Source organism: Mesorhizobium sp. EU05-FHT14A09, assembly GCF_058790995.1.
Genome location: NZ_JBYTDF010000001.1, coordinates 1,083,221 through 1,106,609, shown reverse-complemented (window position 1 = coordinate 1,106,609; position 23,389 = coordinate 1,083,221). Strand labels below are relative to the sequence as shown.

General features: G+C 61.1%; 26 protein-coding genes. 13 read left to right on the top strand and 13 right to left on the bottom strand.

Features of this window, described 5'->3' with window-relative positions; genetic code table 11:
* Nucleotides 1-21: 21 nt before the first annotated feature.
* Both AC3WTO_RS05135 and AC3WTO_RS05130 read left to right on the top strand, forming a co-directional pair.
* The gene (locus tag AC3WTO_RS05135; protein WP_492459597.1) at nt 22-801 is read left to right on the top strand and encodes an enoyl-CoA hydratase-related protein; all 780 of its coding nucleotides are present in this window, start codon (nt 22-24) and stop codon (nt 799-801) included.
* Nucleotides 798-1,406 (top strand): HD domain-containing protein, encoded by a 609-nt coding sequence (locus AC3WTO_RS05130; protein WP_492459596.1) that lies wholly within the window; start codon nt 798-800, stop codon nt 1,404-1,406. The genes AC3WTO_RS05135 and AC3WTO_RS05130 overlap by 4 nt, the downstream gene beginning before the upstream one ends.
* On the opposite strand, the gene AC3WTO_RS05125 is transcribed toward AC3WTO_RS05130, so the two are convergent.
* Genes AC3WTO_RS05125 through AC3WTO_RS05115 form a run of 3 tightly spaced genes read right to left on the bottom strand, consistent with a single transcriptional unit; the run spans nt 1,403 to nt 3,098 of the window.
* The gene (locus AC3WTO_RS05125; protein ID WP_492459594.1) at nt 1,403-1,903 is read right to left on the bottom strand and encodes a GNAT family N-acetyltransferase; all 501 of its coding nucleotides are present in this window, start codon (nt 1,901-1,903) and stop codon (nt 1,403-1,405) included. The two genes, AC3WTO_RS05130 and AC3WTO_RS05125, sit on opposite strands and share 4 nt — an antisense overlap.
* 7 nt (nt 1,904-1,910) lie before the next feature.
* Nucleotides 1,911-2,678, bottom strand: coding sequence for an alpha/beta fold hydrolase (locus AC3WTO_RS05120; RefSeq protein ID WP_492459593.1), 768 nt, complete (start codon nt 2,676-2,678; stop codon nt 1,911-1,913).
* A 15-nt stretch (nt 2,679-2,693) separates the two neighbouring features.
* The gene (locus AC3WTO_RS05115; RefSeq protein WP_492459592.1) at nt 2,694-3,098 is read right to left on the bottom strand and encodes a DUF192 domain-containing protein; all 405 of its coding nucleotides are present in this window, start codon (nt 3,096-3,098) and stop codon (nt 2,694-2,696) included.
* A gap of 3 nt (nt 3,099-3,101) precedes the next feature.
* Here AC3WTO_RS05115 and AC3WTO_RS05110 point away from each other — a divergent pair, with 3 nt between their 5' ends.
* Entirely contained in the window at nt 3,102-3,782 is a 681-nt protein-coding gene (locus AC3WTO_RS05110) for a DUF4431 domain-containing protein (RefSeq protein ID WP_492459591.1), read from the top strand.
* An 85-nt stretch (nt 3,783-3,867) separates the two neighbouring features.
* Here AC3WTO_RS05110 and AC3WTO_RS05105 read toward each other — a convergent pair whose 3' ends face one another.
* The gene (locus AC3WTO_RS05105) at nt 3,868-4,806 is read right to left on the bottom strand and encodes a LysR family transcriptional regulator (protein ID WP_492459590.1); all 939 of its coding nucleotides are present in this window, start codon (nt 4,804-4,806) and stop codon (nt 3,868-3,870) included.
* A 93-nt stretch (nt 4,807-4,899) separates the two neighbouring features.
* Between AC3WTO_RS05105 and AC3WTO_RS05100 the strand changes: the two genes are divergently transcribed.
* Nucleotides 4,900-5,499, top strand: a complete 600-nt coding sequence (locus AC3WTO_RS05100; RefSeq protein WP_492459589.1) for a class I SAM-dependent methyltransferase — start codon at nt 4,900-4,902, stop codon at nt 5,497-5,499.
* The gene (locus tag AC3WTO_RS05095) at nt 5,496-6,428 is read left to right on the top strand and encodes an SDR family NAD(P)-dependent oxidoreductase (protein ID WP_492459588.1); all 933 of its coding nucleotides are present in this window, start codon (nt 5,496-5,498) and stop codon (nt 6,426-6,428) included. The genes AC3WTO_RS05100 and AC3WTO_RS05095 overlap by 4 nt, the downstream gene beginning before the upstream one ends.
* Nucleotides 6,429-6,476: 48 nt before the next feature.
* Here the strand turns inward: AC3WTO_RS05095 and AC3WTO_RS05090 are convergent, their stop codons facing one another.
* Nucleotides 6,477-7,073 (bottom strand): cold-shock protein, encoded by a 597-nt coding sequence (locus tag AC3WTO_RS05090; RefSeq protein WP_492460040.1) that lies wholly within the window; start codon nt 7,071-7,073, stop codon nt 6,477-6,479.
* A gap of 231 nt (nt 7,074-7,304) precedes the next feature.
* Here AC3WTO_RS05090 and gloA point away from each other — a divergent pair, with 231 nt between their 5' ends.
* The gene (gene gloA / locus AC3WTO_RS05085; protein ID WP_492459587.1) at nt 7,305-7,745 is read left to right on the top strand and encodes a lactoylglutathione lyase; all 441 of its coding nucleotides are present in this window, start codon (nt 7,305-7,307) and stop codon (nt 7,743-7,745) included.
* A 112-nt stretch (nt 7,746-7,857) separates the two neighbouring features.
* Nucleotides 7,858-8,142, top strand: a complete 285-nt coding sequence (locus tag AC3WTO_RS05080) for a DUF2218 domain-containing protein (protein WP_492459586.1) — start codon at nt 7,858-7,860, stop codon at nt 8,140-8,142.
* A 63-nt stretch (nt 8,143-8,205) separates the two neighbouring features.
* On the opposite strand, the gene AC3WTO_RS05075 is transcribed toward AC3WTO_RS05080, so the two are convergent.
* Both AC3WTO_RS05075 and ilvA read right to left on the bottom strand, forming a co-directional pair.
* Nucleotides 8,206-8,745, bottom strand: a complete 540-nt coding sequence (locus tag AC3WTO_RS05075) for a DUF1697 domain-containing protein (RefSeq protein WP_492459585.1) — start codon at nt 8,743-8,745, stop codon at nt 8,206-8,208.
* Nucleotides 8,742-9,998 (bottom strand): threonine ammonia-lyase IlvA, encoded by a 1,257-nt coding sequence (ilvA, locus tag AC3WTO_RS05070; RefSeq protein ID WP_492459584.1) that lies wholly within the window; start codon nt 9,996-9,998, stop codon nt 8,742-8,744. The genes AC3WTO_RS05075 and ilvA overlap by 4 nt, the downstream gene beginning before the upstream one ends.
* A gap of 228 nt (nt 9,999-10,226) precedes the next feature.
* Here ilvA and AC3WTO_RS05065 point away from each other — a divergent pair, with 228 nt between their 5' ends.
* The 3 genes from AC3WTO_RS05065 to AC3WTO_RS05055 all read left to right on the top strand — a co-directional run bounded on the left by AC3WTO_RS05065 (nt 10,227) and on the right by AC3WTO_RS05055 (nt 13,239).
* Nucleotides 10,227-11,273 (top strand): alpha/beta hydrolase, encoded by a 1,047-nt coding sequence (locus tag AC3WTO_RS05065; RefSeq protein WP_492460039.1) that lies wholly within the window; start codon nt 10,227-10,229, stop codon nt 11,271-11,273.
* Between the two features lie 61 nt (nt 11,274-11,334).
* Nucleotides 11,335-12,531, top strand: a complete 1,197-nt coding sequence (locus AC3WTO_RS05060; RefSeq protein ID WP_492459583.1) for an alpha/beta hydrolase — start codon at nt 11,335-11,337, stop codon at nt 12,529-12,531.
* Nucleotides 12,532-12,597: 66 nt separating this feature from the next.
* Complete coding sequence (locus AC3WTO_RS05055; RefSeq protein WP_492459582.1) at nt 12,598-13,239, top strand: DUF2268 domain-containing putative Zn-dependent protease; 642 nt, start codon at nt 12,598-12,600, stop codon at nt 13,237-13,239.
* Here AC3WTO_RS05055 and AC3WTO_RS05050 read toward each other — a convergent pair.
* Nucleotides 13,226-14,104: a LysR family transcriptional regulator gene (locus AC3WTO_RS05050; RefSeq protein ID WP_492459581.1), complete on the bottom strand. Its 879-nt coding sequence runs from the start codon at nt 14,102-14,104 to the stop codon at nt 13,226-13,228. The genes AC3WTO_RS05055 and AC3WTO_RS05050 overlap by 14 nt on opposite strands.
* Nucleotides 14,105-14,209: 105 nt before the next feature.
* Between AC3WTO_RS05050 and AC3WTO_RS05045 the strand changes: the two genes are divergently transcribed.
* Both AC3WTO_RS05045 and AC3WTO_RS05040 read left to right on the top strand, forming a co-directional pair.
* Nucleotides 14,210-15,331: a Gfo/Idh/MocA family protein gene (locus AC3WTO_RS05045; protein ID WP_492459580.1), complete on the top strand. Its 1,122-nt coding sequence runs from the start codon at nt 14,210-14,212 to the stop codon at nt 15,329-15,331.
* A 105-nt stretch (nt 15,332-15,436) separates the two neighbouring features.
* Nucleotides 15,437-16,204 (top strand): hypothetical protein, encoded by a 768-nt coding sequence (locus AC3WTO_RS05040; protein ID WP_492459579.1) that lies wholly within the window; start codon nt 15,437-15,439, stop codon nt 16,202-16,204.
* Nucleotides 16,205-16,264: 60 nt separating this feature from the next.
* Here AC3WTO_RS05040 and AC3WTO_RS05035 read toward each other — a convergent pair whose 3' ends face one another.
* On the bottom strand, nt 16,265-17,443 hold the full coding sequence (locus AC3WTO_RS05035; protein ID WP_492459578.1) for an MFS transporter: 1,179 nt from the start codon (nt 17,441-17,443) through the stop codon (nt 16,265-16,267).
* Between the two features lie 122 nt (nt 17,444-17,565).
* Between AC3WTO_RS05035 and AC3WTO_RS05030 the strand changes: the two genes are divergently transcribed.
* Complete coding sequence (locus AC3WTO_RS05030) at nt 17,566-18,468, top strand: LysR family transcriptional regulator (RefSeq protein WP_492459577.1); 903 nt, start codon at nt 17,566-17,568, stop codon at nt 18,466-18,468.
* A 26-nt stretch (nt 18,469-18,494) separates the two neighbouring features.
* Here AC3WTO_RS05030 and AC3WTO_RS05025 read toward each other — a convergent pair whose 3' ends face one another.
* From AC3WTO_RS05025 to AC3WTO_RS05010, 4 genes are all read right to left on the bottom strand, one after another.
* Complete coding sequence (locus AC3WTO_RS05025; protein ID WP_492459576.1) at nt 18,495-19,166, bottom strand: hypothetical protein; 672 nt, start codon at nt 19,164-19,166, stop codon at nt 18,495-18,497.
* A 224-nt stretch (nt 19,167-19,390) separates the two neighbouring features.
* A complete protein-coding gene (locus AC3WTO_RS05020; RefSeq protein ID WP_492459575.1) occupies nt 19,391-20,383 on the bottom strand; it encodes a bestrophin family protein in 993 nt (330 codons plus the stop codon).
* A gap of 47 nt (nt 20,384-20,430) precedes the next feature.
* On the bottom strand, nt 20,431-22,197 hold the full coding sequence (gene ade / locus AC3WTO_RS05015; protein ID WP_492460038.1) for an adenine deaminase: 1,767 nt from the start codon (nt 22,195-22,197) through the stop codon (nt 20,431-20,433).
* Between the two features lie 217 nt (nt 22,198-22,414).
* Nucleotides 22,415-23,209, bottom strand: a complete 795-nt coding sequence (locus AC3WTO_RS05010) for an MBL fold metallo-hydrolase (protein WP_492459574.1) — start codon at nt 23,207-23,209, stop codon at nt 22,415-22,417.
* Nucleotides 23,210-23,389 lie beyond the last annotated feature (180 nt).

The window sequence follows — 23,389 nt, the reverse complement described above, 5'->3', positions numbered from 1 at the left end:
CTGGCTGGAATTCAACCGGGCATGGAAAACGAACCCTTGATCGTGACGGTCACCGACAAGGTGGCCTCGATTGTCATCAACCGGGCGCAGAAAAAGAACGCCGTCACCTTCGCCATGTGGCAGGCACTCTCCGCCGAATTTGAAGCCTTGTCCGCCAATGCGTCTGTGCGGGCCATCACATTGAGCGGCGCCGGCGCCGATTTCTGCGCCGGTGCCGATATCGCTGAATTCGACACGTTGCGCGGCGGCGACAATGCGCGTGGCTATGAAGCGGCCAATTCCGCGGCCTTCGCCGCCATTCGCAACGCGCGCGTGCCGGTGATCGCCGCGTTGCATGGCGTGTGCTTCGGCGGCGGCTTCGGCCTTGCCGCTGCGGCCGACCTGCGGATTGCAACGCCGGATGCGTCGTTTGCCGTGCCTGCCGCAAAACTCGGTCTCGCCTATCCGCAGGATGCCATGCGTGACATCGTTGGCGCGGCGGGACCACAAATGGCGCGCTATCTGACTTTCACCGGCAATCGCATCGATGCCGAGACCGCTCTCAGAGCAGGTTTCCTGCTGGAGATCGTGGCCCAGGCGGAACTCGCGCGGCGCATCGCAGAGCTCGCAGCGACCATCGCCGGCAATGCGCCGCTGTCGGTGCGTGCGTCGAAACTGGCGATCCATGCGGAGCTGAGTGGCGATGCGACCGACGTTGAGCTTGCTCGTGCCGCTGGCGATAGAACCTTCACAAGTTCGGACTACGCCGAGGGTCGTGCCGCCTTCCAGGCGCGTCGCAGACCGGAGTTCATCGGCCAATGAGCGCCTCGCTGATTTCGCCGGCATTGAAGGCAGAATTGTCGGCACTCTACGGCGCCGAAGATCGCCACTATCACGGCATCGCTCATATCCAGGCACTGCTCGGCCTGCTCGACCATTATCGCCCATGCTTCGCCGACGCCGAGGCAATCGAGGCGGTGATCTGGTTCCACGACGCGATCTACGACAGCCGCGCCAAGGACAACGAAGCGCGCAGCGCCGATCTCGCACGCGAAAAACTGATCGAGGTCGTCAGTGCAGAACGGCTCAACCGCATCGTCCGAACGATCGAGGCGACGGCCACACACACGGTCCCCGAAATCGAACCAGAGACGGCGAGACACGACACCGCCCTTCTGCTTGACATGGATTTGTCTATCCTGGGCGCAGAGCCCGGAACGTTCGATGCGTATGAGGCAGCGGTGCGACGCGAATATGCCTGGTTGGAGGAACCATTCTGGGTGATCGGGCGCAGCAATGTCTTGAAGACGTTCCTCGCGCGCGACCACATTTTCCACACCAAGGTCTTCCGCAGTCGCTACGAACAACAGGCGCGGGAGAATCTCCGGCGTTCCATCGACGCGCTTGATGCGTCCACCCCGGGCTAGTCCGGGAACGTCTCCATCCGCTGTTCACGAATGGAGAAACCGGCCCGCAGATAAACGGACAGTGCCTTGGGGTGGTCGTTGGTGTCGGTGTGCAACCAGACCCGCTCCGGCCGCATCGCCCAGATGGCGCGCAGCGACCTGTCCAGCAGATAAGGTCCAAGTCCCCTGCCCTGGAAGGCCTGCGCCAAGCCGAAATGAGCCAGTTCCACGATCGGTTCGCCGACGTCGATGAACTCACAGAAACCGCCAGCCACACCGTCCATGCGCAGGACGTTGAGCAAGGTGGATGGCTTGGCCAGCAGCACTGCTAGGTCCTGCCTCGGCATGCGCAACCGCTGATCCCAATCCAGTGGAGCGCCAACCGTGCGATAGAGGTCCAGATAGTCGTCGAGCGGCGGGTACTCGCGCGCAAGGCTCACCATGCCATCCGGAGGCGCCAGTGCGGGCCCGGCGGGCGGTGCAGCCATGTCCAGATATGTAACGAGAAGGTCGACCACGTGCCGTTCAGAGCGGATGTTCGGCGTAAAACTCCAGGACCCGTTTCTTGAAGGTGCGGTCCCCCACCGACAGCATATGATCGCGGCCTTCGATGTGGAATGCCACGGCGTTCGGCATCAAGGCCGCCAGATCATCGGCCGAACCGGCAATGTCGTCGGTGGTGCCGACGGCCACCAGCGTTGGCTGCGCGATCCGTGAAACCTCGTCTTCGGAAAGCAGTTCGCGCGACGTGACAATGCAAGCGGCGAGCGCATGGCGATCGCTTCTGGTCTGGTCGGCAAAACTGCGGAACATCTTGCCGCGCGTATGCGTGATGGCAGAGGCATCCGGCGCCATCAATGCCTCGGCGATCGGATCCCAGTCGCCGACGCCGTCGACCATGCCGATGCCCAGCCCGCCCAGAACCAGCGTGGCGACCTTGTCGGGGTCCGAGAGCGCCAGGAAAGCGGAGACGCGCGCGCCCATGGAATAACCCATGACATGCGCCCGCTCGATGCCGAGATGATCGAGCAGCGCAGCCGCATCCGAAGCCATCTTGTCTGGCGTATAATCGGCACCGTCATAACTCTTGGTGGAGGCGCCATGGCCACGATGGTCGAAGGCAATGGCGCGGTAACCCGCGTCGTTCAGCGTCTTGAACCAGCCCGGCGAGACCCAGTTGACATAGTGGCTCGAGGCAAAGCCGTGGATCATCAGGACGGGATCGCCGCTGCCCGTGGCCGGCTGGCGATCGAGAAAGGCAAGATCAAAGCCGTCATGGCTGAAAAACTGCATTGCGTGAAATTACCTTCAGTTGACGCCTGAGACAGCGTTGAGGGCCGGATGCTTGACGAGATCCCCCTCCTTGATGTTCTCGCGCGCGGCGGTACCCGCTTTCAGCTCCAGCACGAAACGCACCGGTTCATTGGGCGCGATGACGGCTTCCGACTGTGGCTCTCCCTGCCGGATCGCCTTGATCCGGCCGTCCTGTCCGATGAAGAGCAGGTCCAGCCGCATCGGCGTGTTCTTCATCCAGAAGCCGACACCCTGGGTCTGAGGAAACACGAACAGCATGCCGCGATCATCCGGCATGGTCTGGCGGAACATCAGCCCGGCTTCGCGCTCGCCATCGTCGTCAGCAATCTCGATCTGGAAAGGACGGTCCCCCTTGGCCGTCACCGCAACCAGTGGCGCTGGGTCGACGGGCAACATCATCGCTTGCCCCTCGACGGCCAGTGCCCGGCTGGCGACGCAGATAACCAAAGCAACGGCAAAGGCGGAGTGACGCATAATTTGCCACAATGGCACTCTGAACAATTCCAATCCATTTACTCCAATGCCGTCGCGTTTGTGATCGTTTTGGATCTGGACAGCCAAACTGAGACGCCGCACAGGCTATCATCATTGACACCACTGTGGGTACCGGAACAGTGTGGAATTGTCATGATTTCCTACGTGGCGATGGGGGCTGTTTTGAAGGTCATCACGAAGTACGGCGTTCGTGCTTTACCCACGCTGGTCATTCTCGTTGCGGCAACCGTTTCATCACCCGTCCTCGCGGCATGTCTCGATCTCTCCACACACCCGACAGTTAAAGCAACCGGGGTTTTGCGCCTCACAACTTTCCCTGGTCCTCCGAATTATGAGGACGTACGAACCGGCGACAAACCAGAGCCTGCCTACATCCTGACGCTGAACAAGCCATTTTGCGTAACCGGTGACAGCTCCCTGGACGACGGCAGGGTCATCGATCGCATCCAACTCATCAATGACAAGCACCTACTCAAGAAACTTGTCGGCAAATCCATCAAGGTGAAAGGCGCTGATCCTTTTGGGGAGTTTACCGGTCACCACCATGCCCCCCTCCTGATGACACCGGTTGAAGCAAGCCCTATTTGAACCCGGTTGCGGCGCCGTTCGACAAGACGTAGGGCCGGTTGTTTCGCGCTCGAAATTCGCAGCGGGGCACCAATGATGGCCAACATCAATCCATCAGCCTTGCAAAACGGGCACGGACCCGCTCCCGTGCGAAATCGATGAAAGCCCTGAGCTTCGGCAACATCTGCGAGCGACTGGGATAGTAGAGAAAAAGGCCCGGAGAGTCCGGGGCATAGTCCCCCAGCACAATCTCCAGCTCGCCTTTGCGCACGTGATGCATGACGATCGGCTCCGGCGCATAGGCCAGCCCCAGCCCTTTGACGGCAGCAGCGATGTTCAATGCGCCGTCATTGACGATCAAAGGACCGTCGACCGAGACCTCGATGTCGCGACTATCTTCCACAAATTCCCAGCGATAGATGGAACGGCGCGCGGCGCGGCGTGACCGAATGCAGCGATGAGCCTGCAGTTCGGCCGGCTTCCGTGGCTTGCCGTGGCGCTCCAAATAATCTGGCGATCCGACCACGACGAACCGAAAGGCGGGAGTGAGACGCAACGCCACCATGTCCGCCTCCAGCAGTTCACCAAGGCGAATGCCGGCGTCGAAACCCTCGCCGACAATGTCGGTCAGCGCATTGTCGGCAAACAACTCGACCTCGAGTGCCGGATAACGAGCGCAGAATTCGGAGAGCAGTTCATCGGAGAAAAACGGCAACAGCGGACGTGGCATGGTGATGCGCAGCAACCCTGTCACCTCGGCTCCCAGTGCCTGTGCAGCCTCGAAGCCGAGCATCAGGCGGTCGACAGCGGGACGGGCATGATCGACAAAACGCTCGCCGGCCTCGGTCAGGCCGACAGTGCGGGTCGTACGGGTGAGCAAGGTCACACCGATGCGGGCTTCCAGGGCACGAATGATCTGGCTGAGGGCCGATGGCGAAACGCCGAGCTCCTGTGCCGCTGCGCGAAAACTGCGCAATTCCGCGACGCGCAGGAGCGCGACCACCCCGTCAAACTGATCTCGCGCTATTATGAAGCCAGACTGCATAGTTCGTCCACGTTATGTCGTATTCTCGGACAGAAGCAAGAGCCTTACCTTTGGTGTGCAGGCCGCATCGGCCTGCCAACTGGAGGTTCAGCTATGGCGCCGGATACACTGGCCTTCTTCCTGGCATGGATGTCAGCGCCACTGCGCGTGGCCTCGGTGACACCATCGAGCAGTGCGCTCGCCGATCTGATAACTTCCGGGATCTCGGCGTCGACCGGGCCGGTGCTGGAATTCGGGCCGGGCACAGGTGTCTTCACCCGCGCGCTGCTGAGGCGCGGCGTGGTTGAAAGCGATCTGACGCTGATCGAGCTTGGCGCGGACTTTGCGAAGTTGTCGAGGGAACGTTTTCCAGACGCCAGGGTGCTGGAGATCGATGCCGCCGTCGTCGGCTCGATCCCGCTTTTCGACCATGCGATCGCCGGCGCGGCGATCAGCGGCTTGCCACTGCTGTCAATGCCGGCCCACAAGGTGACAGCCATTCTGGCTGGCGCATTCCACTGGATGCGCCAGGACGGCGCTTTCTACCAATTCACCTATGGGCCGCGTTGCCCCATCTCCCCAGCCATTCTGGCTGCGCTCGGCCTGAGGGCGGAACGTGCGGGCCGTACGCTGCGCAATATGCCGCCGGCAGCGGTCTATAGGATCACGCGGCACAGTTCCGTCTTCCAAGGTGCAACAGGGGAAAAGCCATGACCAGAGACATCCGCACACCATCGCGTCGTGGACTGCTGAGTGCCGCTGCAGTTGGCGCGGGCGCAGGTCTCGCGCTTGGACTGACCGGCGGCGTCGCACTTGGCCAATCTTCCAACCCTCCGGCGACGCCCCGCATCGAGGGACGGCGTTTCGCTGGCAAGGTCGTCATCATCACCGGCGCAACCTCCGGCATCGGGCGGGCAGCGGCAGTCGCCTTTGCCCGCGAAGGCGGCAAGGTTGCCTTCTGCGGCAGGCGCGAACAGCTTGGCCGCAAGGTCGAAAGCGAGATCAAGGCAGCAGGCGGCGATGCGCTCTATGTGCCTGCGGACGTGCTGCAGGAAGACGACATGCGGACCTTCGTCGACAGGGCTGTCGATCATTATGGCGGGCTGGATGTCGCTTTCAACAACGCCGGCGTCACGCTCGAGAAGACCTTGCACGAATACAGCATCGATGAATGGGACCGGGTGGTGAACACAAACCTGCGCGGCGTCTTCCTGTCGATGAAATATCAGTTGCCGCACATGATCGCCGCTGGGGGCGGCACAATCGTCGTCACGTCCTCATCCAACGCAATTGCCACCAATGCCGGGCGCGGCGCCTATACCGCCAGCAAGCGCGCGCTGGTCGGACTGGTGCAGGCAGCCGCACTCGACTACGCGCGGCACAACATTCGGATAAACGCCCTTGTTCCCGGCACCACCGATACCGAGCTGGTGCGGCGGGCCGCCGGAATGGAAGGTATCCCCGATGCCGCATGGAAAGTGGTGGCGGCACAATGGGCAAAGTCGAATGTGCCGGGCCTCGGCCGCATGGCGACGGCCGAAGAAATCGCAGCCTTCGCACTGGTGCTCGCGTCCGATGACCACCCTTACATGACCGGCGCATCGCTGGTGATCGACGGTGGCAAGACGGCGCATGCCGGGTAACAAAAAAGGCCGCGCAAACGCGGCCTCTATTTCCGGAAAACCCGACGCTCAGTGCGCGACAGGCAAGGTTCCCATGTCGGGGTGGATTTCCGCGGCCATCAAGCCCTTGTCACCACGGCCGTAGCGCACCAGAACGACCTGACCGGGCCGGAGCTCCGTCACGCCGTAACGGCGCAGCGTTTCCATATGCACGAAGATATCCTCGGTGCCCTCGCCGCGGCTCAGGAAACCAAAACCCTTGGTGCGGTTGAACCATTTGACGAGCGCCCGCTCCAGCCCGCTTTCGGGCGTCACGGTAACGTGCGTGCGCTGCTCCTGCTGTTCGGCCGGATGGACAGCGGTCGAGGTGTCCATGGAGAGCACGCGAAACGCCTGCAGGCCGCGGTCGCCGTGCTTCACAAGGCAAACCACGCGGGCGCCCTCGAGTGCAGTCTGGAAGCCGTCACGGCGCAGGCAGGTCACGTGAAGCAGAATATCGCCGGAGACACCATCATCGGGAAGAATAAAGCCATATCCCTTGGCAACGTCGAACCATTTGATCGCGCCGGAGACCTCCAGCAGATCCGCCGATTCGCCGATCTCGTCACGCCCAGCGGTATCGCCAAGAAGCGCATCCCGACCGGTCAGAGAGGCCTTTTCCCCCATCAGAACGCCCCCTTTCTCCGAAACTGCAACTACTGATTCTTTACATGAGATTAACACTTCGGCTTCCGGGGTGTGCAAGACCTGACGTGCCTTTTTTCACCGGCTCGTTCAGGGGTACAGTCAAATAAGCTCATAAAGACTATTTGCTAGCTGCCGTTACGTTGCTTTTCGGCGTTGCAGCATCCGGCGAGCGCCCCTATGGTGCCCGCGATCCCGAGCCTGGAGACACATATGCGCTATCTGCACACGATGGTCCGCGTGACCAATGTCGAAGAATCCCTCGATTTCTACTGCAACAAGCTCGGCCTCAAGGAAGTCCGCCGCATCGAGAACGAACAGGGTCGCTTCACGCTGATCTTCCTGGCCGCCTCCGCGGACGAGAAAAGCGGCGTCGAAGCGCGCGCGCCGCTGGTCGAGCTGACCTACAACTGGGATCCCGAAGAATACAAAGGCGGACGCAATTTCGGCCATCTGGCCTATGAAGTCGACGACATCTACGCGACATGCCAGCGCTTGCAAGATCAGGGCGTCACGATCAACCGCCCGCCGCGCGACGGCTACATGGCCTTCATCAAGTCGCCCGACGGCATTTCGATCGAGCTTCTGCAAAAGGGCGCGGCCAAGGAGAAGGCTGAGCCGTGGGCCTCCATGGCCAATACCGGAAACTGGTAGTCACCAGGGCGGCGACAAGCCCACTCTTTCATCTTTCGGCGGAACGGCCCTGTAGCCGTCCCGCTCTATCAGCCAGCGTGACGCCAGCCAGACAGCCGAACGGAGAACTTCCATGTCGACCAGCAATGCCGACGTCAGCACCGAACACGCCAGCCGCTACCTGCAGCAGCTCTGCAAGCATTGGGCACATAAATTTCCCGTCAGCTTCGACCCCAACCATGGTGAAATCGAGCTGACCATCGGCAAGACCGTGATGGATGCCGACGCGACGGCGCTGCGCATCGGGCTGACGGCAAGTGACGCCCCCCAGCTGGAACAGCTTGAGCGTGTCGTGGAAGACCACATCAAGCGCTTTGCCTTCCGCGAGGAGCTCGTCTTCAACTGGGTGGCCGCCTAAAGCGCCGCGCGCTCCAAGGGAAACGCTCCAGCTCTTTACGCTTTCCTGGAATCGCACTGAGCGTCAGCGCTGGCCGATCATCTCCGCCAGCGCAAGCACACTGCGCCAATTGCGCATCGTGCCGGGCACCCTGAGCGTGCGCGGCAGGATTTCGGCGAACTTCGATTTGCCCAGGCCATCCGGCGCGTGCAGATAGAGGACATCGCCTTTTATTTCGAACCGCTCCGGTCCGGTGCACTTCTCCGCGAGCCTGCTGGTCTCTTCGGGCGTCGGCACGCGTTCCAGCGCCATTGCATGCAGCTTCGTCGGGTCGTCCACGATCTCGGGATAAGGATTGTCCGCCACAAGGCGCGCAAACCATGCCGCATCACGCACCAGGATGCGTGAATGAAAACCCCAACGCTGCTCGAACGCCTCCTGCAATGCCTTGGTCAGTGCTGCGACGTCGGTCTGCGTCGAGCGGAACACCACATTCCCGCTCTGGACGTAGCTCGCCACATCGGCAAAGCCGAGTTCTTCAAAGAAGGCACGCAGCTCCGCCATCTTCACGATGCGATTGCCGCCCACATTGATGCCGGAAAAAAGCGCCACGAACCCGTTCATATGATGAAACCCGCCAGGGTCTCGTTGTCGGTGATGTCCTGATATTGCACACCATGCGTGGCGAAGTTGGCGGTGAGCAGGTCGAAGTTGCGACGGTCTTTGGTTTCGATGCCGATCAGCACCGAGCCGAAATTACGCGCGGATTTTTTCAGATATTCGAAGCGGGCGATATCGTCGTCCGGACCCAACATTTCGAGGAAGTCGCGCAACGCCCCCGGGCGCTGCGGGAACCGGATGATGAAGTATTTCTTCAAGCCTTCGAAACGCAGCGCCCGCTCCTTAACGTCGGGCAGCCTTTCGAAGTCGAAATTGCCGCCCGAAACCACGGCGACAATGGTCTTGCCTCGAATTCCCTTGCGCGGAAAATCCTTCAGCGCATCGATGGCGAGCGCGCCGGCGGGCTCCAGCACAACGCCTTCGACATTCAGCATCTCGATCATGGTGGCGCAGAGCCGGTTCTCCGGCACCAGCCGCACATCGTCCTGGGAGTATCCTTTCAGATGACGGAACGGCTCGCGGCCGATTTCGGCAACGGCCGCGCCGTCGACGAAGTTATCGACCCTGGGGAGTTTCACGCGCTTGTCGGAGGCAAGACTTTCCCTGAGGCTCGGCGCGCCTGCCGGCTCGCAGAAGATGAAACGCGGCGCCTTACCCCCTTGGGTGAAATAGTGTGAGACACCCGCCGAAAGTCCGCCGCCGCCAACCGGCAGCATGATGATGTCGGGCAGCCGCGCACCAGGCATCTGATCGGCGATCTCGTAAGCCACCGTCGCCTGCCCCTCGATGATGTCCTTGTGATCGAATGGCGGCACCATCTGGGCACCACTCTGCTCGGTGAATTCGAAGGCGGCGCGGTAGCATTCGTCGAAAAAGTCGCCGACCAGCCTGATCTCGACGAACTCGCCACCGAACAGCCGCGTCTTGTCGATCTTCTGCTGGGGGGTCGTCACCGGCATGAAGACGACGCCCTTGCGGCCGAAATGCCGGCAGACGAACGCAAAACCCTGGGCATGATTGCCGGCCGAGGCACAGACAAACAATTCGGCCTCGTTGCCTTCGGCCAACGCCTTGCGGAAGAAATTGAACGCCCCCCGGATCTTGTAGGACCGCACCGGCGTCAGATCCTCGCGCTTCAAAAGCACACGCGCACCGTACCTCCGCGACAGGTAATCATTCTCCTGCAGAGGCGTTTCCGGAAAGATCTGCCGCACCGCCGCGGCTGCGTTTGCGACCCGATCGGCAAAACTGGTCATAAGGCAAGCCCTTGTAGAAATTACAGCAATCGTTCCTGACGCCATTTTGGCTTTGGCGCAACACCCAGCTCTCGACAGACACCCCGCAGTGTGGTTTTGGCTGCCGCTGACTTACTTTAGCCGCACTTGACCTGTCGTGAGGCTGCTTTCAAAGGACAAGAACCGGCTGGAGTCGGACTTAGCAGGGCTGGACGTATCGTGCGTTTGAAGAGGTTCCTGATCGTTGCGATGACGCTTGTTGCCGCCGGCTGCGCCAGCCAGGGGCCACAGGAAGTCTTGGGCAGCGCCATGGTGACGGCCGCGGTTTCCGACATCGTCGGCAACCACGCCATCTTCATCACCACGACCCGCAAACGTTCCGACGATCCCAACCAGGGCTTTGACGGCGACCGTTCGGCCACGCTCAACTATGCGCGCGTCAACGTCACCGTGCCGAAAGAACATCAGGTCGGGCAGATCGAGCGCAAGAGCCGCGGCAATTCCGATGATCCGTCGAAGTACTTCATGGCCTCGCAGATGGTCGGCTACGACACCGAGCCGAAGTTCGAAGCTGCGCTGAATGCCGATATTGCTGCCCGTGGCGGCCGCGCGATGGTGTTCGTGCACGGCTACAACACCTCGTTCGACAACGCGGTCTACCGGCTGACGCAGATCGTCAACGATTCCGGCTATCCCGGCACGCCGGTGCTGTTCTCCTGGGCCTCGGGCGCCTCGACCACCGGTTACGTCTACGACCGCGAGAGCGCCAGCGTCGCCCGCGACCAGCTCGAAGGCACTTTGCGGACGCTGGCACGTTCAGGCGCCCGCCGCATCGACATCGTGGCGCACTCCATGGGCACCTGGGTGACGATGGAAGCCCTGCGCCAGCTTGCCATCACTGGTGACCGCAATCTGAACGGCAAGCTGGGCGACGTGATCCTGGCTTCGCCGGACATCGACGTCGACGTTTTCAAGAGCCAGATGCGCCGCTACGGCAAGCCCGACAAGCCATTCATCGTGCTGTTGTCCGACGACGATCGCGCTTTGCGCCTCTCCGGTATCCTTGCCGGCTCGCGCCCTCGCCTCGGCGACTACAAGGATGCCGCTGAGCTCGCGGACTATGGCGTAACCGTCGTCGACCTGTCGTCCAAGTCGGGTACGGATTCGTTCAATCACAACAAGTTCGCCGACAATCCCGAGATGGTCAAACTGCTTGGCCAGCGGCTGCGCGAAGACGATGGTTATGCCAATGACCGTACCGTCACCGACCGCATCAAACAGCTGGGCATGATGTAAGTCACAGCTCAAATAATCTGGACGGGGGCGGCTTCTGCCTCTATTCGGGATTGAAAGCGCCATGCTCGGGCGCGAAGGCATCGGGAGCGGCTTGATGCGCTGGAAGGCATTGTTCGTCGTCGCCATCGCGCTCTCGGCCAGCGGCTGCGCCGGGTCCAAGACACACGATCTGCTCAACAAGAACGTGGTGGAAGCGCCGGCTTCGGCGATCGCCGCCACCCACGACATCTATGTCGCCACGACACGCGAAGCGGCGAAGGCCGAGCCGCGCCAGGTGTTCGCTGGCGAGCGCTCGCTGCGCACGCAATATGCACGCATCGACGTGTCGGTGCCGAAGATCCACCAGGTCGGCCAGATCGAGCGGGCCAAGGGCCGTGCTGACAGCAACCCCGCCAAGCACTTCACCGCCACCCGCGCCACGCTCTATGGCAACGCCAAGGAATTCGAGCAGGCGGTCGGCGCCGACATCGCCCGCAGCGACGGACGTGTCCTTGTTTTCGTGCACGGCTACAACAACGGCTTCGACGACGGTGTCTATCGCCTGACCCAGATCGTGCAGGATACGAACTATCCTGGAACTCCGGTGCTGTTCTCCTGGGCTTCGTCCGGCAAGACCACCGGCTACATCTACGACAAGGAAAGCGCTAACGCGGCCCGCGACGATCTAGAGGCGACGCTCAGGCTGCTGGCGAAGACCAAGGCCAAGAGCATCGACATCATCGCGCATTCGATGGGCAACTGGGTGGCGATGGAGGCTTTGCGGCAACTGGCCATCACCGGCGACCGCGATCTTTCCGGCAAGCTCGGCTATGTCGTGCTCGCTTCGCCCGATATCGATGTCGACGTCTTCAAGAAGCAGATGATCCGCTACGGCAAGCCGGACCGTCCGTTCACGGTGCTGTTATCGGCTGATGACCGCGCACTGCAGCTTTCGACCTTCATCTCCGGCGCCAAGCCGCGCGTCGGCGACTATGGCAATGCCTCCGACCTCGCGCAGTACGGCGTTACCGTCGTCGACCTGACAAAGACCGAGAGCGGCGACAGCCTGAATCATGCGAAGTTCGCCGACAACCCGCTCCTGGTGCAGTTGCTCGGCAAGCAGTTGCGGACACCGGCAGCGCTTGCCGCAGTTGAGCCGGGTGGCAGCCAGCCGATCGAACAGCTCGGTACCGGCCTTGGCCAGGCCGTCGGATCCGTGGCGCAGATCGTTATCACCACGCCATTCAAGGTTTTGACGGTGGTGACCGGCGGAGAATAGCGCCTGGAGGCAACGCGCACCGCACGCCACCCCCTCCCGCATGGATGTCATTGGGATTTCGTCGCCATGTCCATGGAGCTTCACTTCCTCGACGCACGCGGCGCGCTGACGCAACATCGTGACTGGCTTCGCAACAGCTTGCTGGAAACACATGCGAAAGCGGCAGCGCTGATGGCTATTCAGCCTCTGGACGTCATCGTGCAGACCGGAAGCTGGGTCATTCCCGAGAAAGGGCATATGGGATATGCACCGAAACCTGGCGTGATCTTCGTTACGGTAGATCCGAATAATCCGGCGTTGCAGACCAATGCGGAGGCATCGCTGGAGCGGATGTTTGCGCATGAGCTTCATCACGCGGCCCGCTGGGACGGGCCAGGCTATGGTTCATCTCTCGGGGAAGCGCTCGTCTCGGAAGGACTTGCCGGACATTTCGCCCAGGAACTCCATGGGGAGCCGCTTGAGCCCTGGGAGTCACTGCCGATGAGCAAAGTCCGGCCCCACCTTGGTCTGGCAGTGCAGGAGTGGGACAAGACGGATTACAACCACGAAGCATGGTTCTTCGGCACCGCCGACCGGCCTGGCTGGTCGGGATATGCGCTGGGGTTCCGGCTGGTGGAACGTTTCCTGTCCGAGCATCCCGGTAGCCGGGCATCAAGGCTGGTCAATACGGAGGCGCGTGCATTCCGCGCCCAGCTCACCCTGCTGTAGCGAAAGACAGGTGTTCCCGTTCGGAAACGACAGCGGTCACGAAGTCCATCACCGCACGCACCGCAGGCATCTTGCGCAGGTCGCCGTGAACCGCCAGCCAGATGTCGCGCGCAAAGGATGGAGCGTCCTTTTCGACCCTGACCAGATCGCGGTCCCTCTCCCCTAGGAAACAGGGCAGGCTGGCAATGCCCAGGCCAGCCCTGACGGCAACGAGATGTTCGCTGGAATGGGTCAGTTCGCAGATCACGGGACGATCGCCGACAATGCCGAGCAGCCATGATTGCGCCGGCGTGTGGGCATAGGTTTCATCCCAGACGATGAACTCCCAACGCTCCGGCGCGGCGAGATGTGCATATGACCGGTGCGCATAAAGGCCGAAGGGCATCGTGCCGATCTTTCGCGTCACGCTGCCGGCCTCTTCGGGCTTCACGAACCGTACCGCTACATCGGCCTCGCGTCGCGCAAGCGAAACGCGTTGCGGTTGCGCCGACATGGAAAGCCTTATGTCGGGATGTTCCGCTCTGAAGCGCGCCAGATTCTCCGTCAGGAGATGGGTGACGAGAACAGGTGGGGCACTGAGCGCTATCCGTCCGAAAAGCGGAGCCTGAGAGGCTTTGGCCAGCCGGGCTATGCCATTGGCTCCGTTCTCCATTTCCATTGCTTGTTCAAACACCTGCCTGCCCAGCGTGGTGAGACGGGAGGAGCGCGGCAGCCGATCGACAAGTCGCACGTCGAGCGCGGCTTCCAGTGATGCAAGCCGTCGGCTGACCGTGGCGTGATCAACCCTCAGGCAGCGGGCGGCGCCCGATAGCGTGCCGACCTGCGCAACAGCCAGGAAATGGCGGACATCTTCCCAATCGATCATCTGTGCAAAATCTCCAGGACCACTCGCACATATGCCGAATTTTCGCAGAGAACGCACCAATGTATTTCTTCGCCATCGAAGCAAATCTCCCGCGAGGATCACAGCATGACCGGACACCGTCTCAGGGTGGGTATCGTTGGCCTGCAACCGGGAAGGAGCTGGGCTGCCAGAGCCCATATACCTGCACTCCGGGCGCTGCCCGACAGGTTCGAAATCGCCGGCATCGCCAATTCCAGTCTCGCCAGCGCGGAGTCGGCGGTGACCGAGATGGGATTGTCGTCGAAGGCGTTCGCCAGTGTAGCCGACCTCGTTACCGCACCGGACATCGATATCGTCACCGTCACGGTGAAGGTGCCGCCGCATTTCGAGATCGTGAAAGCGGCGATCGCCACCGGCAAACATGTCTACTGTGAGTGGCCGCTCGGCAACGGTTTGGCCGAAGCAGAAGCAATGGCGGAACTCGCCCGTGAAAGGGGAATAGTAGGAGTGGTCGGAACCCAAGCGCGGCTTGCCCCGGAAATCACCTATGTACGGCAGCTGATCGCCGAGGGCTATGTTGGCGAAGTTCTGTCCACCACCCTGGTCGCTTATGCCGGAGCCTCGCTCGGCTCCGGCTCTATTTCCGAAAAGAGAACCTACAGCTATCTGCTCGACCACGCCAACGGCGCCACCGCGCTGACGATCCCCGTGGGGCATACGCTGGCAGCATTGCGCGATGTGCTCGGTGAGATCGCGGAAGTCTCCGCCGTGCTGGCGACGCGGCGACCCATGGCGCTTGCAGTCGACACACAGGAGTGGCTGCCGGTATCGGCCCCAGACCAGATCCTGGTCAGCGGCATCCTGGCCAGCGGTGCTCCGATCTCCATCCACTATCGCGGCGGTCCGGCTCGGGATGGCGATGGGCTGTTCTGGGAAATCCACGGCACCGAGGGCGACATCCGCATCATCGGCGCTTCCGGTCACACGCAGATGGTTCAGCTTTCGCTCAAAGGTGCGCGCGGCGGCGACACGGCGTTCCGACCGTTGGAGGTCCCGGCCTCCTATCGCACCGGCTGGCCGACGGCGGTAGAGCCAGGCAACGTCGCCCGGGTCTACGCCAGGATGGCGGACGACCTGCGCAATGGCACACGCACCGCTCCAAGTTTCGACGACGCTGTCGCGGTTCACCGCATCATCGCTGCGATCGAAGCAGCAGCGGAGAGCGGAAATCGTGCGGTGTTGAGTTAATTCGCAATAGCGACAAATGGATCCAGATTCATCGAACGCGACGGATACAGCTGGAAACTTATTAAGCTTGGAGCGCTAGACTGAAGTCTCACCTGGGCGTCGGATATGAAAGTTCGTTGGGAGACCAAATTCGACGACACGCGCTGGGCATTTTTCGCAGCCTCGACCATCGTCCTCTGCTTGACCACATTCGTATATAGTTTTTTCTACGGATCAGGCCGAACGTTCGGAACTATGTTCTCTGAGGCTTTCGACCTCGAAGTCGACCTGAGAAAATGCTCTCAATTGTTCTCTGCCATCATTATGGCGCAGACAACGTACTCTGTACTTTTCTGTTTTCTATTACTCGCAATTGCGGTGAGCTTTGCCGTCTACGCCCTTCGACAAAGGAAGGACTGCAAACCATCGCTCTGCCTTGCTTCCGGCGCTGTACTTTTTGCAGGCTTTTTGATTGGCCCAGCAACAAGCGAGAAAGGCTGGTGGATAGGCGGGCTTTCGCGGAGCAGCATTAGACGAGGCATATCGCTCTCACAGGCCTGCTTAAGCAGCGATCATGTGTTTTATCCGCAACTTTATGTCATGAGCATATGGCTTTTCGGCATCAGCTGGATCGCGCTCGTGGTTTTTCTAGTGGGGCTCAGGATCACCAGCTTGCGTCGGGAATACGAAGACCTTCCACGAAACCCTGCTTTGGCAGCTGAACTCATCGCAAAAAGGTCCCAGTTGGCGCAGCCGTCTCAGCTCGGAACGTGGAACTTATGGAAACAGAAATTGGGCCTGATGTTGATCATATGCTTTTGTGCGTTTGGTCTCTTCCACGGCCTTCAGAAAACTGGCATCGCGCTCGCGAAGATCTTCTTTAGCGGTTCGTGAAGTTGCAATAAGCTTCGAATGCGATTTGTCGCCAAATGGCTGGACCACCCTGCCGATGCCCTAAACGATGCAAGGCGCTTCGGTCGCGTGCTGCCGCGTGGCGACATCCAGTCGCCATGACCATATCGCGAGAGACAGCCCCACCAGCGCAATCGCCGCTCCAACCAAGGTCACCGAGGCAAATCCAAAGCCGAAATCGATAGCGACGCCACCCAACGCAGCGCCGATGGTCACGCCGACGTTGAATGCGGCAATGTTCATCGCCGAAGCGAGCGTCGGTGCTCCCCCGGCCTTGCCGACGACACGGATCTGCGCGCCGGGCACCAGCCCGTAACCGGCAAAGCCGAACAGAAAGGTGAGGACGACGACTGACGCCCTGTCGTGCGCGGCAAGATAGAATGTGAGCAGGATTAAAACCAACATGGCGAAGAAGCCGCTCATCGTGCCCATGAGACTGCGGTCGGCGAGTTTTCCGCCGGCATAGTTCCCGGCGAACAGGCCGAGACCGCCGACAAACAGCAGCAGGGTCATGTCGCTCTCGGCAAAGCCGGTCACATGGGTCAGCAGTGGCGCGATGTAGGTGAAGGTCGTAGCGATCGCACCGAATGAGGCTGCCGTCATGGCAAGCGCCAGCCAGACCTGCGGTCTTTTGAACGTCGCCAGTTCGCCGAAGATGTTCGATCCCGGGCCTTGAGGAATCCGCGGCACGAACGCCGTTACACCAAGCAGACCGACGACACCGATCAGCGTCACAATCCAATAGGTGATACGCCAACCCAGTTGCTGCCCAACCAGGGTTCCCAGCGGCACGCCGAAAACCGTGGCGGCGGTAGCGCCGGCAAACATCAGCGCGATTGCGGATGCCTGCCTGTCCGATCCGACCAGTGATGCGGCCACGATCGAACCGACACCATAAAATGCGCCCACCGCCATGGCAGACACCACACGACCGGTCATCAGCAGCCAATAGTCGCTCGCTGCCGCGCTGACGCCACTGCCGACGATGAAAAGCGCCAACGACGCCTGCAAAACCGCTTTCCGTGGCAAACGCTGGGTCAGGATGGACAGCGATGGCGCACCGACGATGATGCCGGCGGCAAAACCGCTCACCAGAAGGCCGGCAACGGAAATGGAAATCTGAAAATCGCGGGCAATCTCCGGTAGGAGCCCATTGATGACGAACTCCGACGTCCCAATCCCGAAAGCCGAAATCGCGAGAGCAAAGATTGCGATAGGCATGACAGCCTCCACAGTTGCGGCAAGCTCGATGCAGCTCACCCATGCCTCCAATATATTCGGGATCCTATTTGCTATAAGAAGCTCGATATTCCCATCAATGGGGAATATGAGGACCCAATGCGATGCAGGATCGGATCACCGAAATTGTCGCTTTCGTGCGCGCCGTCGAGGCCAGGAGTTTCACGCGCGCCGGAGAACGGCTCGGTGTCTCTCGTTCCGCCGTCGGCAAAAGCATCGCACGCCTCGAACGACATCTCGGCACACGCCTGCTCCACCGCACGACCCGCAGCCTGAGCCTCAGCGAGGAAGGAGCGCTCTTCTTCGAACGCTGCTCGAGGATCCTACAGGATCTGGAAGAGGCAGAGCTTGCAGCGACCAGCCATGGCGACGAGCCGTTCGGCACGTTGCGCCTCGATCTCCCGGTCAGCTTCGGCCGCCTGCATGTCATGCCGCTGATAACCAGCTTCCTGCGGCGCTGGCCGGAAGTCTCGGTCCAGGCAAGCTTCACCGACCATTTCACCGATCTGGTCGGCGAAGGCATCGATCTTGCCATCCGGATCGGCGACGAAGGCGACAACCGGCTTGTCGGCAGAACGCTGGCGCGCAACCGCATGATCATCTGCGCCAGCCCGAACTATGTCGCCACGCATGGAGCCCCAGCCACACCGGACGATCTTCAGGCCCACCAGTGCATCGGCTTCACCAGTGGCTGGAGACCGCTTGAATGGCGTTTCCAGGCACACGGTCAATCCTGGACAAGGCCGGTCAATGGCAGGCTTCGGCTGAACAGCACCGAAACCATCCTCGAAGCTGCGCTCGATGGCGCAGGCCTGGCGCAGCTTGACCAGTTCGTGGCAGGCGAGGCGTTGAAATCAGGCCGATTGATCGCCGTGCTCAACGATTTCGTGGCTGAAGGGTCGCCAATTCGCGCGGTCTATCCCAGCCGCCGCTATCTGTCGCCCAAGGTACGCCTATTTGTCGATGCGGCAGCGGCAGCCTGGAAACAGCCGCCATGGCAGCTGTGAGACAGACAGGTTCTCCAGGTTGGATACTACCCTGCATATGCAAAATAGACTTTTCCATTTTGCGGATCGACGATCGTAATGCTCCCCCCACCATCATCGTAGTAGAAAGAACCCTTGGCCTGGATCACTCGGTCAACCTCGGCCAGCAATCCCTTCTCGACCGGTATCGTAAAGCCGTACCTCTCCAGGAATTCCTCAATGGTCGGAGGGTGCGGCTCAGGTCGGAACGACCCCATGTCGGATTTGTCGTTGGGGTGCCAAGTATCGCGATCACCATCTTCGCCGACCGGTGTCGGTCGCCATCTTTCTTCTGCTTCGGCCGCCAGCATGCTGCCGAGATTGGCTCCTCGGCTAAGCGCCCATTCCGTACTGGACGCGGTGAGACGATAAACAACGAAACCTGTTTCGTCATCGCCCGGCCCACCCATCCCCCAGGACGCCTCCAATCGATATTCTATTGCCGCCACTTTGAGAGGCTCGGGAACGCGAGCGAGCACCGCCGCCCGTTCGCGAATTTTGTACGCGACATAAGGCGAGACAACAAAAGCCATCGCCATCGCGACGATCATTCCTCGCGCCAGGTTTTGACCAGATCGGGTCTGCTGCCAAAGCCAAAAGAAAAAACGCAGCGCGATCGCGACGAAACCCACTGCCACAAAAGCCAAAAGAGCAAAGATGGCCAGGAAAATTACCAGCACCGAAGTACCCGCTCTTTTGAGCCCCAAAGTGGGTCAATTCGATTTCGACTATGCTGCCAAGAGACCCTGAAAATTCCCAGAGCACGCAACAGACACAGAAGCGGTTATTTGGAGCCGTTTTTGGGTGGTTTTCAGCACATGCTGTGCACCCGATATGCAGAAACGCACACAACGGGAATCGTCATGGTGATGCTGCGAGCTACCGGAAAATCCCGTTCGACCGTTCAGGTCGCGATATCATTGATCGCCGGCACGGGAGCCGGCAGGCTGGTCTCCCCAAGCGAGCGGCGTAGCTCGATCTCGATGTCCCGGCAGATCTGGGAAATGGGGACGTCGTTGGCGCCGCCCTCGAACGGGTTGGCGCTGCTCTCGCCGACAAGGTCCAGCGACATGTAGACCCAGCCCAGAAGCGCACTGAACGGGATCGTCAACCAGATCGCGACAGGTCCGAGGATGCCGCCCAGCTTTCCCATCTCGGCAAACACAGGAACAGTACCGAACGGCAGCAAGGTGCAGAAGATGACCATGAACATCGAACTGATGATCGCATACTGCCGCGGGTACGGATTGTTCTTGATGCGATCGCAGCGCGCCTGCTGATCGTGGAAGTCGCGTATCAGCTTTGTCAGTTCGGAATACACCTGTGTCGGAACAGCGGCGTTCTTGAGCAAGACGTTGATCTGGGCGGATTGCATCTCAAGCAGGGTTATCGCCGGTTGCGGCGTCTTCAGGACGTGTACGGCGTCTTCGGCCAACAGCGCGCGCAACTCTTCAGCGATGGAACTTTTGTCCTCCTGGATGCGATAGCGCCGGTGCCGAAACTCGATGTTGGCGGCACGCGCCAGCGCCTCCCATGGCATCGGCCGCCGCAACGAGAACCGCAGCGCCGTCAACCAGGCAAGGTGCCGGTAGATGAGCTGCCTGGCAGTTGTCGCGTCGGTGAAGTCCCGGCAGAAACTGGACCACAATCGGCTGCTTGCGGTGATCTGGGAAAACGCCTGCAAGGCTTCGTTGCTGCGGGTGAACACCTGCGAATTCTTGAACCCGGCGACCAGCGACACGGTGGTGCCGAGCACAAGCACGACCGACCAGGGCACCGAGAACCCGACCGTGCGGTACAGCGCGACAGCCAGTGCGCTCACCACGATCATGTAGATGACGCTGCGCCGTGACCAGAGCGCGAAATCCAGCAATCTGTAGGAACGGCCAATATACATTCGCTGTCTCGAAATCCGTTGCGCCCAGACGAACAGGTCGATTGTGTTCAGACGAACAGGTCGACCTTCTCGAAGGTCCTGACGTCGACCAGGCCGACATCCGAGATGCGCAGTTCCGGGATCACCACCAGCGCCAGAAGCGAGTGCTGCATGTAGGCGTTGTTCAGCGAACAGCCTACCTTGCGCATCGCCTCGGTCAGCTTCTCGGCCTTGGCAGCGACGATCTCGGCGCGCTCGTCCGACATCAGGCCGGCGATCGGCATTTCGACCAGCGCCAGTTCCTTGCCCTTCGAGTAGAGCACCACGCCGCCTCCGACCTCGGCGAGCCGGTTGGCGGCGAGCGCCATGTCCTGCTTGTTGGTACCGACGACGATGATGTGATGGCTGTCATGCGCCACCGATGACGCCATCGCACAATCCTCGGTGTAGCCGAAGCCGGACACGAAGGCGTTGGTGACGCCGCCGGTGCCGCGATGGCGCTCGACCAGTGCGATCTGGCAGACGTCACCTGCCCGGTCGATGGCAACGAGACCATCCTCGACCGCCAGGTCCGCCTCCAGCGCGCGCGTCGGCGCCTGGTTCTCGATGACGCCGATGACCCGCGCGCGCACCTTGTTGGCGCCTTCCGGCGCCTTGATGTCGAAATCGGCTGCGGCAAGCCGCTTGCCGAGCTTCACCGTGTTCTTGGCGCTGGCGGGATAGTCATAGGCCGGAATATCGGCCTCGAGCCTGCCGTTCGCCGCCAGCCGCGCGCCGCGGCCATAGACCTCGTCGATGGTCATCTCGGCGAGATTGGACACGATCAGGAAATCGGCCAGCCGTCCCGGTGCGATCGAGCCGATCTCGCGCTCCAGGCGGAAATGCTGGGCGGTGTTGATCGTCACCATCTGGATCGCCGTCACCGGCTTCAGGCCCTGCTGGATGGCGTGCCGGACGACGCGATCCATGTGCCCCTCATTCACCAGCGTGCCGGAGTGGCTGTCGTCGGTGCACAGGATGAAATTGCGCGGATCAATGCCCTGCTCCGTCACGGCCTTGATCTGTTCGGCCACATCATACCAGGCGGAACCGAGCCTGAGCATCGCCTTCATGCCTTGCCGCACACGCGCAATGGCGTCCTCGGCACGCGTGCCTTCGTGATCGTCCTCCGGCCCACCGGCGACATAGCCGTGGAAAGGCAGGCCGAGATCAGGCGAAGCATAGTGACCGCCGACCGTCTTGCCCGCCTTCACAGTCGCGGCGATCTCGCCGGACATGACCGGGTTGTTGGCAGCGACACCGGGGAAGTTCATGACTTCGCCAAGCCCGATGATGTTTTCCCAGGTCATCGCCTCGGCAACGTCCTCGACAGTGAGCACCGCGCCGGCGTTTTCCAGCCCCGGCGCGGAAGGCACGCAGGATGGCATCTGCACATGCACGTTGATCGGCATGGCCAGCGCCTCGTCATGCATCAGCCGCACACCGGGCAGGCCAAGCACATTGGCGATCTCGTGCGGGTCGATGAACATCGAGGTGGTGCCATGCGGAATGACGGCACGGCTGAACTCGGTGACGGTGACCATGCCGCTTTCGACATGCATGTGCGCGTCGCACAGGCCAGGCACCATATAGCGCCCGCCGGCGTCGACCACCACGGTATCCGGTCCTATGGCGTGAGACGCATCAGGGCCGCAATAGGCAAAACGGCCGCCGACAACAGCAATGTCGGTGCCGGCGATGATCTCGCCGGAGTGGACATTGACCCAGCGACCATTGCGTACGACCAGATCGGCCGGCTTGCGCCCGGTGGCGACATCGACAAGCTGCGTCGCCATCTCGGTCCAGGGTTTGGGTCGGGAAAATGTTGCTGGAATCACGTTTCGCTTCCGTCGATCGCACTGAATTTCCCACTCTGGCAAAACTGCCGGCGGGAAACCAGTTCGATGATGACAAGCTAACGGCTGATTTGAGTGCGCGTCTCCGTCTCACACGACATCCTGTCGGAAGGTCGTGTGAGACGGAGAGTCAGGAAATCATGCCAACAGACTGAAGCTAAACTGCAAATTCGGTCGGCTTGCCTTTCTCCAACACCTTCAGTCGGTCGGCGATGCCCAGAGCCTTGAAGGCGTGCGCGAGCTGCTCCTGCGTTTCGGTGAAGTGCTCCCAGCCTTCATTGTGGATGGCGACGATGATCGCCTTCTTGAAGGCCGCGGCTGCCTCGATCGCGTCATTGGCATCCATGGTGACGTGGAAGGCTCCGCGTGGCTTGGCGGAACCGGTGAACAGCACGGCCAGGCGCACGTCGAAACGCCGGGCAACTTCCGCAACGCCGTCGAACCAGACGGTGTCGCCGGAAACATAGATGCTCGGCCCTTTCTCATCGCCGAGCGAGATGATGAAGCCGATGACATCGCCACTGATCGGCTCGAAGCCGTGCGGACCGTGACGGGCGGGAGCCGCCGTTATCACCAGCCGCTGCCCCTGCGGGGTCTGGATGTCGACGCTCTGCCAGGGCTCGAGACCCTCGGCGAGACCTCCCAGGCGCTCGGCCCCCACCTTCGTGGTGAGCACCCGGCCGGCTTTCGGCAGGAAGGCGCGCCCGGCATGATCGAGATTGTCGAAATGCTGGTCGTGGCTGAGAAGGACGGCATCGATGGGCGGCAGCTCATCCGGTCCGAGCGCCGGACCGGTCAGCTTCACCAGGCGTACCCCGCCGTCATAGGCCTGCGGCGTATCGAATGCCGGATCGGTGAGAAGATTGAGGCCGCCGATATTGATCAGGGCGGTTGGACCGCCGATCAACGTTGCGGTGATGTTTGCAGACAATTGGTCAGGTCGGTTCGTCATGGCGCGCTCCATTGTCCTGGTATCCACAGGACAACGAATATCGGAATCTCCGATCGATCCTCCAATGCCGATACGGGAACAGCGGATGTGCCGAAATGCGCCCGCGACCGGCCGAACCCTCGCGACCTCCGGGATCCGTTGTGCAGGATGGCACGCCGGCTATACTGCATGCGGATCAAC